Here is a 12,535-nt window from a genome sequence, read left to right as displayed (position 1 = left end):
TGCAGCCTTGACCTCGGTGCCGCCACGCGCTACTCGGCTCAGGTAAATGGGTCGTCGGTGGGAACGCGCAAAATGAGTAAATCCAGACTTCTGGCTGACCGGCTCACCGGTGATCCCCTACACTGCATTGATGTAGGTGCGCGCGGCGGCATGCAGGACCATTGGAGGCCCTATGCCGACCTCATGCGGATAGACCTGTTCGAGCCCGACGCCGCCGCCTGCCGCTTGCAGGAACAGCGCGCGCCGGCCAACGAATCCTGGTTCCCGGTCGCCCTGAAAAACGAAACCGAAACCGCCAAGCTGCACGTCCTCGCTAAGCCGTCCGGCTCCTCGCTGTTCCCGCCCAATCCCGACCTCATGTTCCGCTTCGGGCCTCTCAGCTATGGCACCCTCGACAAGGTCATCGACGTGCCGCTGATGACGCTGTCCGATTTCATCGACAAGCATGCGCGGCCCTTGCCCAATCTGATCAAGCTCGATGTGCAGGGCGCTGAACTGGCAATCTTCCAGAGCACCAAGCCGGAACATTGGCACGACATACTGGCCATTCAGACCGAAGTGGAATTTGCTGAACTCTATGCTGGCCAGCCTTTGTTCGGCGACATCGATGGCCATCTGCGTGCGCGCGGCTTCATCCTATTCGACTTGCTCCCGGTGCGCTCCTATCGCTTCGAGGGCGAAAAGTCGCACGCCCAGTTGCGCCGGCATCTCAACCTCCAGAAAAATCGTCATGATATCTCGTGCCGACTGATCGCGGGCGACGCCCTCTATCTGCGCCCGCCTGAGACAGTGCTGGCCAGTGGCGATCTAGCTGCCATTCTCAAGCTGTTTGTCATTCTGCTGCTCTATCGCTTCCTGGATGAAGCGCTGTGGCTGGCGGAAGCCACGCGCAGGGCCGGCCATATCAGTGCAACGGATGAAGGCGATCTCATCGCGCTGGTGAAATCGGCAGCGCCCAAGCCAGGCCTGCTGCAGCGCGCCGATTGGCTCGGCAAGCTCGCGCGGAAAATCAGCCGCAAGACAGGCATCGGCCATCGCCGAAAGATCGATTTCTGGCTCGACCGTTCCTGGGATTTCTGACCCGGCCGCAACCGTCCGGGGTCGTCAATAGCCCCAGAGATGCTGCAACGCGACCGCTCCCTTGGGCGAGGTCGTGACGATGTCGGCGTTGAGATCGGCATCGCCCGACTGGACCAGCAACGCGCCATTGCCGCTTTCACCCAGATGAGCGGCGAGGCCGGGCATCACTTCATCGAGCCAGACCATGCGCCAAGTGAAGGCCGGGACGTTGACGCGCACCTGTTGGCGCACGCCCTCGTTGTTGAGGACGACAAGGTCGACCCTGGCGGTGCCGTGGTAATTGAGGCGGCCGGATCCATTCACCAATACGACGCCCGTGCGCAGACCGTGATCGCAGCGGACACGGCCGAAAATGTTGGTGCGCCCGACGATCGCCAGTTGGTCGGTCAGCCAATGCGGGAAACCCGGCACGGCCGCACCCAAATTTCGCCAGCTCGACTGAAACTCGGTGAAATCCTGGTCGAGCGTATGCCGGTTGCGCACCAGCAGATTGGCCATCGGCTTGAAGCCCTTGAAGCGCAGGCCAGCCCTCAACCAGTCATGGCTGACCATGGCGAGGCAAGCCTTTCCCCCGCCGGGTCGTCCCACAGCCGCAGCATGTCGTCGGTGAAGAGCGGACCTTTCTGCGTCTTGGTGAAACGATGCGTGCCGAGATGTTCACCATCGGCAGCGAAGAAATCGATACGCAGATGCGGCTGGTCGGGATTCGCGGCATCTGACTCATAAGCGAAAGTGAGTTCGCTCCCGGCCGGCGTGATCGGCACGGCATGTGGCTCGAGGATGAAGCCGGCCTCCTCGATCTTGCGGAAGCGGGCGAGGTCTTCGGCGTCGGCCGCGAGGTCGTCGCGGTCGAGGATCGGACAACTGGCGTGGTGATTGCCGGCGATATTGCCTTCATGACCGGCTGAGAGTGCTGCGCCGTTCTCAAGTACGAACCAGTTGGATCCGCCGAAACCACGATAGCGCCAGCCGAACATGCCGTCATCGGCGATCCCGTTGCGCGCGAGGGTCGACTGCTCGATATAGAGCCCGCTGTTACGTGGTGACTTGCTGCTCTTGTCGCCCGCGATGGCTTCGACCTCCTGGGCGTTCATTGCCTTGCGGTCGAAATTGGGAATGGTGAGCGCCATGGCACCGTCACGTACCATCCAGGCGGGCGCCCGGAATTCGACCTTGCGGTCCGGGCTGCGGTTGAATTCGTGGGCGCTGTGCAGGGTGGTGAAGGAATCCTTCCAGAACACATCGGCGCACAAGCGCAGGCGATAGTGCCGGTCGCGGGTCAATACCGGATGCTCGACGAAGGCGGCAAGGCTGACGGGATGCTGGCGTGCCTTGAAATGGTCGCTGAGGCGAATGACCAGTGACTGATTTGGCTCTAGGATCCGGTAGAAGCGCTTCACCTCAGGACCGTGATAGACTTCGATGCGGAACTGCAGCGCGTCCTTTACGCCGAAGAACTCCTGGAAATGATTGAACAGCAGGCCCTCGACCTCGTCCGCTTCCAAGGGTGCGCTCAGCGTGCCACCGCAATATTCGAAACCCGCACCGACCCACAGCACCGGTCTGGAGGCATTCCGCGCCACCATCAGGCGCAGTGCCTGGCGATAGCGCGCCGGCAACTCCGTGCCCACGCAAATGGCAGCGTCGAAATCACCCCAAGCCTGGTCTTCGGCGTATTTGGCGCCGGCCGCGACATCGCCCAGAGCATGGCTCACCCACAATAGGGCAACACCGGGCAGTTCGGCTTTGGCCGTCGCAAAGGATTCGGCATCGCCATGCAGCAGGACATGTTTGGCGCCGATTTCGGCAAGGCTGGAACGCACGCGTGGCCAGTCGCTGGCAAGGCGCGTTCCCTGGCCATCCTTGGGCGCACCCGGCGCGCGATCGGCTCTCGCCACCTTCTTCTTTTTCTTGGCGAACAGGTTTTCGAGCAGTGTCAGCATGGTTCGGCCCTATCGACGTCTTTTCTCAAATGACGCCGGAATAGTAGAGGAAGCGGCTCAGCGGCGCCAGACGTGCAGGCCGCCAAACCCCGGGACAAGGGAGGGACTTTTCGTCGCGGCCGGCGGATAAAACCCCTTGACCGCCGGCTCCTCGCAGGCTCGTTTGTCTGCCTGTCAGCTGGATGACCGGGGTTCCCGGCCAGGGTGGCGAATATCGACATGGGGGAAGGGTAATGTCGCGAGTTGGTTGGGGCAGATCGGGCCTGCTGGTCTCGAAACTCTGTTTCGGCGGTAACGTCTTTGGTTGGACGGTGGACCAGGCCATGTCGCACCGCTTGCTGGACGGCTTCGTTGATGCCGGATTCAACTTCATCGACACCGCCGATGTCTATTCCAAATGGCATGACGGCAACAAAGGCGGCGAATCCGAGACCATCATCGGGGCCTGGCTGAAAGCCCGCGGCAACCGCGACAAGGTGGTCGTCGCGACCAAGGTCGGCTCGGACATGGGCGACGGCGAAAAGGGTCTTTCCAAGGCTTATATCGCCCGCGCCGTGGAGCGCTCACTCCAGCGCCTGCAAACAGACTACATCGACCTTTACCAATCACATTGGGACGATCCGGCGGTGCCGGTCGAGGAAACGCTGGAGGCCTATCAGGCTCTCATCAAGGCCGGCAAGGTGCGAGTCATCGGTTGCTCGAATTTCAGTCCGGAGCGCCTCAGCGCCGCACTGGCTGCACATGCAACCCAGGGCCTGCCGCGTTATGAATGCCTGCAACCGGAATACAATCTTTATGAGCGCGCCGGTTTTGAAGGCGCACTGTCCGACCTCTGCCGGCGCAACGAGGTCGGCGTCATTACTTATTTCTCCCTCGCCGGCGGCTTCCTCACCGGCAAGTATCGCAGCACGGTAGATCTCGGCAAAAGCGCGCGGGGCAGCGACGTCGCAAAATACCTCGATGCCCGCGGCCTGCGCATCCTGGCGGCGCTGGACGCTGTAGCTCTGCGTTACCAGGCGACCGCGACACGGGTGGCATTGGCCTGGCTGATGGCACAGCCGGCGGTGACCGCACCCATCGCCAGCGCCACTTCGCCCGGCCAACTCGCCGAGCTCACCGCCGCTGCCGAGCTCAAGCTCGACCCGACGGATATGTCGGACCTGACGGCAGCAAGCGCCTATTCGCCCGCCTCGTAATGGGCTAAATTTCCCAATATCATTGACTGGGTCCCGGGGGATACGATTCCGGGTCCGGCCAACGCAGGATATGAAATGCCCGATTGGCGTGACACGTGCCATCCAGATATCCGCCTGGTTCTAGACTATTGGCAGCAGAAATGTGCTGGCCGGGCGATGCCCTCGCGGGCAGATATCGATCCTGGCGATCTGCGCCGCTTCCTGCCGCATATCACGCTGGTCGATGTGGTCGACGATCCGCGGCGCTTCGTCTACCGGCTGGTCGGTACCAGCGAGGTCGAGTTGCGAGGTTTCGATCCCACCGGCAAATCTGTGGCCGATGCCTATTTTGCCAGTTCCGCCGATGCTGCCTTGTTGCAATACGAAACGACCAGGGTGGAGAAGAAGCCGCGCTACGTGGCCGATCCCTTTCAGATGGTTGACCGCTTCATCGGCGAGGAGGATCTGTTTCTGCCGCTGTCAAATGACGGCGTCACGGTCAACATGATTCTCGTGTTTTCCATCGCGCGCGACTTGTACACACCGCCTGCTGGCGAGGATCTCGACGCCTAGCTGCACAACGAAATCGGCATCAATTCGGCCCAGGCGGAAAACGTGGATTGCCAAAGCCGATTGACGGAGACAGCAGCAGGTCACATGCTCGTGCCAGGATCGATGGGGAGCGATTGGTGTGGAGCAATGCTTGACTGGATCGAAACATGTCATCCGGACATTCTCGTGATGCTGCGATACTGGCAGGATAAATGTGCCGGTCAGTCAATGCCCGCCCGCAACGACATCGACCCTGACGAGATTCGCCGTTTCCTCCCCTATGTCACCCTGGTTGATGTCGTCGACGATGACCGGCGCTATGTCTATCGGCTGGTCGGTACCAAGGAAGTGGCCCTCCGCGGTCGCGACCCCACCGGCAGATCGATCGCCGAGGCGTATTTTGGCCACTCCCTCGAGAATGTGATGGCCAAGTATGACGGCGTTTGCGCGACCCGCGCGCCGTTCCACGAACGCGACAATTTTCAGGTGGTTGACCGCTATGTCGGCGAGGAGAACCTGTTCCTGCCGCTCTCGGATGATGGCTTGGCGGTAAACAAGATTCTGGTCTTCTCGATCAACCGCGACCTTTATGACATGCCCCTGTAGCAGGGGCTGTGGCGCCTAGCCGGGGGCGAATTCCGCCAGCATGTCGGCAAGCAGGTTGAACTCGACCACGCGCGGTGTGGTCGGGCGCCAGACCAAGGCGATCTCCCGCGCCGGCGCATTCTCGGCTAAGGGCCGAGCGACAAGACCGGTCCCCGCCAGCAGGCCGGAATCGACAGCCATCTTGGGCAGCAGAGTGACGCCCAGATTGTTAGCCACCATCTGCACCAAAGTGGGCAGGCTGGTGGCGCGGAAATCGTCGCGGTGGCGTGACGGCTCCAGCCGGCAGGCAGCGAGTGCATGCTCGCGCAGGCAGTGCCCTTCATCGAGCAGCAGCAATCGCTCATCCGGCAGGGCGTTCAGTTCCAGCGATGCGGTCTTGGCGAGTGGGTCATCGCTGCGGCAGGCAAGCTGGAACGGATCGCGCCCGAGCGGTCGCACGGTAAGCTCATCGGTCTGGAAGGGGAGTGCTATGAGCGCTACATCGATATCGCCGTCATTAAGGGAGTCGAGCAGGCGCGCCGTCATGTCCTCGCGCAGATACAGGCGCAGATTGGGATAGGTCTGGCGCAAGGGGGGCAGTACGCGCGGCAGCAGATAGGGCCCGATGGTGGGAATGACGCCGAGGCGCAGTGCACCCGACAACGGATCCTTGGAGGCAGAGGCGAGTTCGGCAATATCCTCCACCTCGCGCAGCACAATGCGCGACCGGGCAACGATGGCCTCGCCCAGCGGGGTCAGCATGACCCGGCGCTTGGAGCGTTCGACCAGCTTCACATCGAGCAGGTTCTCAAGCTCCTGCAGGCCCGCCGACAGGGTCGATTGCGTGGCAAAACAGGCCTCGGCCGCCCGGCCGAAATGCTTGTGCTCGGCAAGGGCCACGAGATAGCGAAGCTGCCGCAGGGTGGGGAGGGCACGCATTGATCGATCCTATCGATTGACAGGACTAAAATAGCAAGTTGGATCGATTAATCAAGGGCGGCCGATTACTCGGCCTTCAGGGTCCCGCCGCGGGCCGTCGACCAGCCTTCAGGATCGTCGAGAAAGGCGCGAATCTTCGCGGTCTCGCCGGCATCCAGGCGCCCCGTATCGCGGGCCGCCTCCAGCACATCCCACCAGGTGGCGAGACCATGCAGCTTCACGCCGAGATCGCCCAATGTGGTCAGCGATTGCGGGAAGATGCCGTAATGGAACACCACGAGGGCATGGGCCACCTCGCACTCAGCCTGGCGGATGGCATTGATGAAATTGACCTTGGAGCCGCCATCGGTGGCGAGGTCCTCGACCAGCAGCGTTCGGGCACCCGGCTTCATATCGCCCTCGATCTGGGCACCGCGGCCGAAGCCTTTCGGTTTCTTGCGGATATAGGCCATCGGCAGATGGAGCTTGTCAGCAAGCCATGCCGCATAGGGGATGCCGGCCGTTTCGCCGCCCGCCACCACATCGAGGCTCTCGAAGCCGATCTCGCGGCCGACGAGGTCGGCGGCCAGTTCCGTTACCTTGGCGCGGGCGCGCGGGAAGGCGATGATCTTGCGGCAATCGATATAGACCGGGCTCTTGCGGCCGGAGGTGAGGGTAAAGGGCTCATCCGGGCGGAAATGTACCGCGGCGATTTCCAGAAGGATTCGCGCCACGATCGGTCCGGAAAGGTTGGTTGTCTGCGCCATGCCCCATGCCCCAATTGCCAAGTTTCGCTGCCAAGTCGAGTGAGATGGGGTTTTAGCAGAGCGCACGGCGGCCGCAAGGGTGGGCTGCTGGGTTGTTGTCAGCGCCCGCGATTCCCCGGCTGCGGCCGGCCCGGCTTGCCCCCGCCGCCTGACTTTCGGTCCTGCTTCCCGCGAGGTCCGCCCTTGCCCTGAGGCCGGCCCTCGCCTTGCGGCCGGCCCTTGCCCTGTGGTTTGTCTCCCTTGGGTCGATCCTGGGGGGCGAGAGCCGGGCGGGGCGTTGCCATCTGGTAGACCTGGACCCCTTCGCCCAGATGCGGGTTGTTGGCCTGGCGGATCTGCGCCGCCGCCTCGTCATAAAGGAAGGGCAGGTAGGCGAAGCGCTGGCCGCGCAGGATCGGCAGCGCCTCATGCAGCAGCGAGCAGGAAAACACCACGGCGCCACCGGTCGGTGCACGGTAGGTGGCGCGGCCGAACTCCGGGAACATCAGGTCGCCACCGACATAATCCTCGGCATTCAAATTGATCGTGACGGCGAAGCGGCGATGCGTCGTGCCCTTGGTGGTGTTGTCACGGTGCGGGCGGAAATAGCCACCGCTCTGGTCATAGCCCGCCACGATATGGCGCTCCATGCGGGTCACGTCGAAGGCGAAGGCGCGCTTGATCTCCGGCACCAGGCGGCGGCGGATGCGCTCCTGCGCGGCCTCGATCAAGGTGCGGTCGTTGATGATCCAGTCGCTGCGTCGCTTGTGGCGATGATCGTGCAGTTGGACGGTCTTGCCGTCGCGCTCGACCATGAAGCCGGATTCCGTCGGGTTGCCGTTGCGATAGCCGTCGATCAGGCGCTGGCACAGGTCGCGCTCGAACACATTGGGCAGCACCAGCACCGGTGCCTGCATCTGAGCCGGCCGCGGGGATCCCAGCTTGGGCAGGCGCTTCAGCACCTGCAGGACCGAATCCGCCTGCACGCGACCATCATGGGTGGCGAAAATGCCGAGCACGCGGAAGGTGGGATCGAGCAGGAACGTTACCGGTTGCAGGGCGGCAAGTGGCGTTTCGCTGGAGGCGATGTGGTAGCGCTGAGCAACCTTGCGCTCGCTGTCCCAGAAAATGTCGAGGCCCGGGCGGATCCGGGTGAGGGCTTCCTGGTTGCGGTCATTGCCGTCGACGGAGACGCCGAAGAAATAGAAATCGGGCTCCGCGAACAGTTCCTGCGCGGCGAGGAAGCTCTCAACCAGCGCTTTTCCAACCGGATGAGCGGTCGAGCCGAAGAAGGAAAGGACCACATAGCGCCCGGCGGCGGTCGAGAAATCGAAGGTCGGGTTGACGTTGCTGGCGCAGACGAACCACGGGGCCGGATCGCCGACCTGCAGGCGGGGATCGATCACGCGTGCGGCGCTGGGTTGGCTGAGGGTGAGGGTGGGCTTGCCGGTGCTCATGTTACGAACTGCTCTGGAAGGCTGATGAAAGTCGGCGACAACATGCTGGAAACGCCTGCACTCGGCAAGTCGCTGGCTGCCAGCCACACGTCAGGAATGTTAACCATTGCGCCGGCGAATCGCTTACGATTCGGCAGCTGCATCTGCCAGATGGAAACCGACGATGACCAGTTTGATCTTGCATACGCGCGATGGCGCAGTGGCGATCCTCACCCTCAACCGGCCGGAAAAGCGCAATGCGCTCAATGCCGAGATGTGGCGCGGCCTCGCCAGCCATCTGCGTGATCTCGCTGCCGACGGCACCGTGCGCTGCGTCGTGTTGCAGGGGGCGGGTGGGCATTTCGCCGCCGGCGCCGACATGGCCGAATTTGCCGCCCACCGTGACACGCCTGACGCGGCCAGAGACTATGGCGAGATGATGCTGGAGACGCTGCGGTGCATCCGCGGGCTACCGCATCCCACAATTGCCCGGATCGACGGCAACTGCCTCGGTGGCGGGTTGGAAATCGCGGCCATGTGCGATCTCCGGATCGCGGCAGACAATGCCAAGTTTGGCATCCCGATCCAACGCGTCGGCATCACCATGCCCTATCCAGAACTGGGCATGCTGGTCGACCTTGTCGGGCGCGCCACCATGCTGGAAATGCTCCTGGAAGGGGGTATCCATGATGCCGACTGGGCGCTGCGTCGAGGTTTGGTGACACGGCTGGTGGCATCTGGCGACCTTGCCGCTGCAGTTGCCAGCAGCACCGAACGCTTGCTGGCGGGCTCGCCCCAGAGCCACCGCAACCACAAGAAGTTCACCCTGCGCTGTCTGGACGGGCAGCCCTTGACCGCCGCCGAGCTGCAGGAGAGCTATGCTGCTGTGGCCAGCGCCGACTATCGCGAAGGGATTGCAGCCTTTCTTGCCAAGCGGCGCCCGGTATTCACCGGCCAATGACGGTCGGGGTGAAATAAACCATGATTTCAGCGAATTCACAGGCAAGTGAGGAACAGCGAAAAACATGGATGAATGTTAGACAGCTGTCAGAATTAGGCGTTAACATCATTATCAGGGATGGCGGTGAGGGGCTTGCAAGAGCCCATAAAGGACGGGAGATGCCCCAATGAATCAAGAAGCGGCGGCACCAGGACCTAAACTGAAGCGGTCAGCGCAGGGCGTGCTCACGGACAAGACCTTCCGTGACGGTTTGAAGATGCCCTTTCACGAATTCTGGCGCCTCTATCTCGACGCCCATCGCCACCCGATGACCCGGGGCATGCATTATTCGGCCACCGTGGTGGGCATCATCACGACGACGCTGGCCATCCTGCACCAGCAAGCTTTGTTTTGTGTGGCTGGCATCGCTTTCGCCGTCACCATGGCGGTCACCTCGCATTGGTGGGTCGAGCACAACCGGCCGCTTATCCGCGTCAACGCCTTCTACGGCGCGCTCGCCGATCTGCGCATGTGCTGGCTGGCCCTGACAGGCCGCATCGGTGCGGAGTATGCGCGCTTGGGCCTCGGTGCTCCGGAACCACGCCACCACCGTCAGCCGGCAGAATAGACGCCATACAGGTCAGCTGGGCTTGTCCAGGAACCGGTAGACTGCGTCGCCGCGTGCCAGCACCAGCCCGGCCTCGGTACGCAGTTCCGCCTTGGCGAAGGCCACGGTCTTGCCGCCGCCGATCCGATACCCCTCGCCGATAATCCGCTCCCCCGCCTTTCCCTGGCCGATGAATTGAACGTTCATGGACAAGGTGACCGCGCGCAGTACCCGGTCCGGCCCATCGGCAAAGGCCACAGCGAACCCAGTGGCTGTGTCCAAAAGCGTGGCCAGCACCCCGCCATGGGGCACACCCATCCGGTTGAGATGCTGCTGTCCCACCATGAGTTCAATGCGGGCAAAATCCTTAGCCTTGTCGATCAGCTGGTAGCCGATCAAGTCGGCATAGCCGCTATAGGGTCTTTCCATCGTCAAACCGTCACACACTATTGCTAGAAGCGCGCTCCCCAAGCGGCGGCGACCGCAGCCGGGTGGCCTCTTTTCAAAGTCACACTGCCTGTTTGCACCCGGCGGGTAAAGCGGCTCTTGCGCGGGCTGATTTTTCCCGCGACAGTGTTCTTCATCCTCAATGCTGCGGATATCGCGCAGGCAGTGACGACCAAATGTGAGCGGACCCTTCCGATGATCGATCTTTATTCCTGGGCCACGCCCAACGGCCACAAGGCCCACATCATGCTGGCGGAAACGGGATTGCCCTTTCGGCTGCACAAGGTCGATATCGGCAAGGGCGAACAGTTCCGCCCGGACTTCGTGGCGATCAATCCCAACAGCAAGATTCCGGCCATTGTGGATGACGATGGACCGGACGGGAAACCGATCACAGTATTCGAATCCGGCGCCATCCTCATCTATCTCGCCGACAAGAGCGGCAAGTTCCTGCCCACCGTGCCACGACGCCGCTATGACGTGCTGCAATGGCTGATGTTTCAGGTGGCCAGTATCGGCCCAATGTACGGCCAGGCTTGGCATTTCCGCAGCGTCGCGCCTGAGCGCCTGCCATATGCGGTCGATCGTTACACCAATGAGGTGACCCGCCTGCTCCGGGTGATGGAGCATCGCCTGACGGACAGTGCCTATCTGGGCGACCCGAATACTCGATCGCCGATATTGCCACTTGGCCCTGGGTCAAGGGCAGCGAGAAATATGGTCAGGATATGCGGGACTTTCCCCAAGTCACGCGCTGGATCAACAGCATCGCGGCGCGGCCGGCGGTGCAACGTGGCCTCAATGCGTTCAGCGCGGCTGCGTGAGGAGGGAGCCGCCATGCCTGCACCGATCGATCTCTATACTTGGCCAACGCCGAACGGCCACAAGATCCATATTGCGCTTGAGGAAATGGAACTCCCCTATGTCGCCCATGCGGTCGATATCGGCGCCGGCGACCAGTTCAAGCCAGCCTTCCTCAAAATCAGCCCAAACAACAAGATTCCGGCCATGGTCGATCCCGAGGGTCATGATGGCAAGCCTTTGGCGATGATGGAATCCGGCGCCATGCTGCTCTATCTCGCTGAGAAGACCGGCAAGCTGATGCCGGTCGATGCACGCGGCCGCATGGCGGTGCTGCAGTGGCTGATGTTCCAGATGGGTGGCGTCGGCCCGATGCTCGGGCAGACCCATCACTTCCGCACTTACGCCCCGGAACAATTGCCCTATGCCATCAAGCGCTACACCGATGAGACGACACGGCTCTACAAGGTGCTCGATGCCCGGCTGGGCGAGAGTCCCTATCTTGCCGGTGCCGATTACAGCATCGCCGACATCGCGACCTGGCCATGGCTGCGCTATTGGGACAAGCAGGGGCAGGACCTCCCCGCGCACCGGAACCTTCAGCGCTGGTTCGATACCATAGCCGCACGTCCGGCCGTGATCCGCGGCCTCCAGGTCCTGGCCGATCGCAGTCGGACCAAGCCCTTCACCGAGCAGGAACGCGAGATCCTGTTCGGGGCTGGCCAGCTTGATCGGCGCTCCTGACCCCTCCCTTCCCCAAGCATCTGATCCAGCGTAATTTTTCACGACCAAACCAGCATCCGAGACGATGGTTTGACATTCCGCGAGGTCACCGTTAGTAAAGGCCCCGCATACGTCGTGAAAACGCGCCACTCGATTGTTTACGGAGCGCGGAGGGGTGGCCGAGTGGCTGAAGGCGACGGTTTGCTAAACCGTTTTAGGGGGTAAACCCCTAACGAGGGTTCGAATCCCATCCCCTCCGCCAATTTTCTTGAACTCGCTGCTTCCCCGATATCCTGGTTTGAGTTGCCGTTGCACTGACGGAGCGGCACCTCCAGGGATCGTCGGCCGCCTCGGCCAGTTGCCTGGGCTGCATGGAACGCCAGATCCGCGGCCGTGATGGGCTGCTCCCCAATGTCAGGTCACTGCATGGTTGGTGCGCGGCAACGCCGCCGCTGCTGCTGACATGGCGGCCCGCTGAGCAATTGAGATGAAGAATTTTCAACTCGGCAACAGCGCGGCGCGCAATTTCAGCAAGATCCAGGGCGGCATCGAACAGCCGTACGCGCTGGTGTCACCCCTTTT

At 62.2% G+C, this 12,535-nt stretch carries 13 protein-coding genes, 1 tRNA gene and 1 pseudogene; 9 read left to right on the top strand and 6 right to left on the bottom strand.

Translation table 11 applies throughout. From position 1 onward, the window contains the following. The first annotated feature begins 72 nt into the window (after nucleotides 1-72). Nucleotides 73-1,080 (top strand): FkbM family methyltransferase, encoded by a 1,008-nt coding sequence (locus IPK59_21795; protein ID MBK8161268.1) that lies wholly within the window; start codon nucleotides 73-75, stop codon nucleotides 1,078-1,080. 24 nt (nucleotides 1,081-1,104) lie between these two features. Here the strand turns inward: IPK59_21795 and IPK59_21790 are convergent, their stop codons facing one another. Beyond that, nucleotides 1,105-1,632: a hypothetical protein gene (locus tag IPK59_21790; protein ID MBK8161267.1), complete on the bottom strand. Its 528-nt coding sequence runs from the start codon at nucleotides 1,630-1,632 to the stop codon at nucleotides 1,105-1,107. Continuing rightward, the gene (locus IPK59_21785; GenBank protein ID MBK8161266.1) at nucleotides 1,611-3,023 is read right to left on the bottom strand and encodes a hypothetical protein; all 1,413 of its coding nucleotides are present in this window, start codon (nucleotides 3,021-3,023) and stop codon (nucleotides 1,611-1,613) included. The genes IPK59_21790 and IPK59_21785 overlap by 22 nt, the downstream gene beginning before the upstream one ends. A gap of 233 nt (nucleotides 3,024-3,256) precedes the next feature. Here IPK59_21785 and IPK59_21780 point away from each other — a divergent pair, with 233 nt between their 5' ends. The 3 genes from IPK59_21780 (at nucleotide 3,257) to IPK59_21770 (ending at nucleotide 5,356) form a co-directional block, all read left to right on the top strand. After that, the gene (locus IPK59_21780; protein ID MBK8161265.1) at nucleotides 3,257-4,219 is read left to right on the top strand and encodes an aldo/keto reductase; all 963 of its coding nucleotides are present in this window, start codon (nucleotides 3,257-3,259) and stop codon (nucleotides 4,217-4,219) included. A 75-nt stretch (nucleotides 4,220-4,294) separates the two neighbouring features. Then, on the top strand, nucleotides 4,295-4,771 hold the full coding sequence (locus IPK59_21775; protein ID MBK8161264.1) for a PAS domain-containing protein: 477 nt from the start codon (nucleotides 4,295-4,297) through the stop codon (nucleotides 4,769-4,771). A gap of 126 nt (nucleotides 4,772-4,897) precedes the next feature. Next, nucleotides 4,898-5,356, top strand: coding sequence for a PAS domain-containing protein (locus tag IPK59_21770; protein MBK8161263.1), 459 nt, complete (start codon nucleotides 4,898-4,900; stop codon nucleotides 5,354-5,356). A gap of 15 nt (nucleotides 5,357-5,371) precedes the next feature. On the opposite strand, the gene IPK59_21765 is transcribed toward IPK59_21770, so the two are convergent. The 3 genes from IPK59_21765 to IPK59_21755 all read right to left on the bottom strand — a co-directional run bounded on the left by IPK59_21765 (nucleotide 5,372) and on the right by IPK59_21755 (nucleotide 8,456). Continuing rightward, nucleotides 5,372-6,274 carry a hydrogen peroxide-inducible genes activator gene (locus IPK59_21765; protein MBK8161262.1) on the bottom strand — a complete coding sequence of 301 codons (903 nt, stop codon included), beginning with the start codon at nucleotides 6,272-6,274 and terminating at the stop codon, nucleotides 5,372-5,374. 65 nt (nucleotides 6,275-6,339) lie between these two features. After that, on the bottom strand, nucleotides 6,340-7,020 hold the full coding sequence (locus IPK59_21760; GenBank protein ID MBK8161261.1) for an orotate phosphoribosyltransferase: 681 nt from the start codon (nucleotides 7,018-7,020) through the stop codon (nucleotides 6,340-6,342). Between the two features lie 98 nt (nucleotides 7,021-7,118). Continuing rightward, nucleotides 7,119-8,456: a redoxin domain-containing protein gene (locus IPK59_21755; protein MBK8161260.1), complete on the bottom strand. Its 1,338-nt coding sequence runs from the start codon at nucleotides 8,454-8,456 to the stop codon at nucleotides 7,119-7,121. 163 nt (nucleotides 8,457-8,619) lie between these two features. Here IPK59_21755 and IPK59_21750 point away from each other — a divergent pair, with 163 nt between their 5' ends. Both IPK59_21750 and IPK59_21745 read left to right on the top strand, forming a co-directional pair. Next, on the top strand, nucleotides 8,620-9,396 hold the full coding sequence (locus IPK59_21750; protein MBK8161259.1) for an enoyl-CoA hydratase/isomerase family protein: 777 nt from the start codon (nucleotides 8,620-8,622) through the stop codon (nucleotides 9,394-9,396). A 166-nt stretch (nucleotides 9,397-9,562) separates the two neighbouring features. Beyond that, a complete protein-coding gene (locus IPK59_21745; GenBank protein MBK8161258.1) occupies nucleotides 9,563-10,003 on the top strand; it encodes a DUF962 domain-containing protein in 441 nt (146 codons plus the stop codon). Nucleotides 10,004-10,015: 12 nt separating this feature from the next. On the opposite strand, the gene IPK59_21740 is transcribed toward IPK59_21745, so the two are convergent. Next, entirely contained in the window at nucleotides 10,016-10,411 is a 396-nt protein-coding gene (locus IPK59_21740; protein ID MBK8161257.1) for a PaaI family thioesterase, read from the bottom strand. Between the two features lie 213 nt (nucleotides 10,412-10,624). On the opposite strand from IPK59_21740, the pseudogene IPK59_21735 reads away from it, so the two are divergent. The 3 genes and pseudogenes from IPK59_21735 to IPK59_21725 all read left to right on the top strand — a co-directional run bounded on the left by IPK59_21735 (nucleotide 10,625) and on the right by IPK59_21725 (nucleotide 12,215). Further along, nucleotides 10,625-11,253: pseudogene (locus IPK59_21735) on the top strand (glutathione S-transferase N-terminal domain-containing protein). Nucleotides 11,254-11,266: 13 nt separating this feature from the next. Further along, complete coding sequence (locus IPK59_21730) at nucleotides 11,267-11,974, top strand: glutathione S-transferase N-terminal domain-containing protein (protein ID MBK8161256.1); 708 nt, start codon at nucleotides 11,267-11,269, stop codon at nucleotides 11,972-11,974. 148 nt (nucleotides 11,975-12,122) lie between these two features. Continuing rightward, a tRNA-Ser gene (locus IPK59_21725) sits at nucleotides 12,123-12,215 on the top strand. The last annotated feature ends 320 nt before the right edge of the window (nucleotides 12,216-12,535 follow it).

This window comes from Rhodospirillaceae bacterium (assembly GCA_016712715.1).
Taxonomy (GTDB): Bacteria; Pseudomonadota; Alphaproteobacteria; order Dongiales; family Dongiaceae; genus Dongia.
Note: the sequence above shows the minus strand (reverse complement) of the source record. Positions and strands in the feature narration are given on the sequence as shown.

Excerpts from the sequence above, each read along its gene's own strand:
- IPK59_21760 (MBK8161261.1), bottom strand. The coding sequence starts at position 7,020 with ATGGCGCAGACAACCAACCTTTCCGGACCGATCGTGGCGCGAATCCTT.
- IPK59_21755 (MBK8161260.1), bottom strand. The coding sequence starts at position 8,456 with ATGAGCACCGGCAAGCCCACCCTCACCCTCAGCCAACCCAGCGCCGCA.
- IPK59_21765 (MBK8161262.1), bottom strand. The coding sequence starts at position 6,274 with ATGCGTGCCCTCCCCACCCTGCGGCAGCTTCGCTATCTCGTGGCCCTT.
- IPK59_21750 (MBK8161259.1), top strand. The coding sequence starts at position 8,620 with ATGACCAGTTTGATCTTGCATACGCGCGATGGCGCAGTGGCGATCCTC.
- IPK59_21775 (MBK8161264.1), top strand. The coding sequence starts at position 4,295 with ATGCCCGATTGGCGTGACACGTGCCATCCAGATATCCGCCTGGTTCTA.
- IPK59_21740 (MBK8161257.1), bottom strand. The coding sequence starts at position 10,411 with ATGGAAAGACCCTATAGCGGCTATGCCGACTTGATCGGCTACCAGCTG.
- IPK59_21790 (MBK8161267.1), bottom strand. The coding sequence starts at position 1,632 with ATGGTCAGCCATGACTGGTTGAGGGCTGGCCTGCGCTTCAAGGGCTTC.
- IPK59_21785 (MBK8161266.1), bottom strand. The coding sequence starts at position 3,023 with ATGCTGACACTGCTCGAAAACCTGTTCGCCAAGAAAAAGAAGAAGGTG.
- IPK59_21730 (MBK8161256.1), top strand. The coding sequence starts at position 11,267 with ATGCCTGCACCGATCGATCTCTATACTTGGCCAACGCCGAACGGCCAC.
- IPK59_21795 (MBK8161268.1), top strand. The coding sequence starts at position 73 with ATGAGTAAATCCAGACTTCTGGCTGACCGGCTCACCGGTGATCCCCTA.
- IPK59_21745 (MBK8161258.1), top strand. The coding sequence starts at position 9,563 with ATGAATCAAGAAGCGGCGGCACCAGGACCTAAACTGAAGCGGTCAGCG.
- IPK59_21770 (MBK8161263.1), top strand. The coding sequence starts at position 4,898 with ATGCTTGACTGGATCGAAACATGTCATCCGGACATTCTCGTGATGCTG.
- IPK59_21780 (MBK8161265.1), top strand. The coding sequence starts at position 3,257 with ATGTCGCGAGTTGGTTGGGGCAGATCGGGCCTGCTGGTCTCGAAACTC.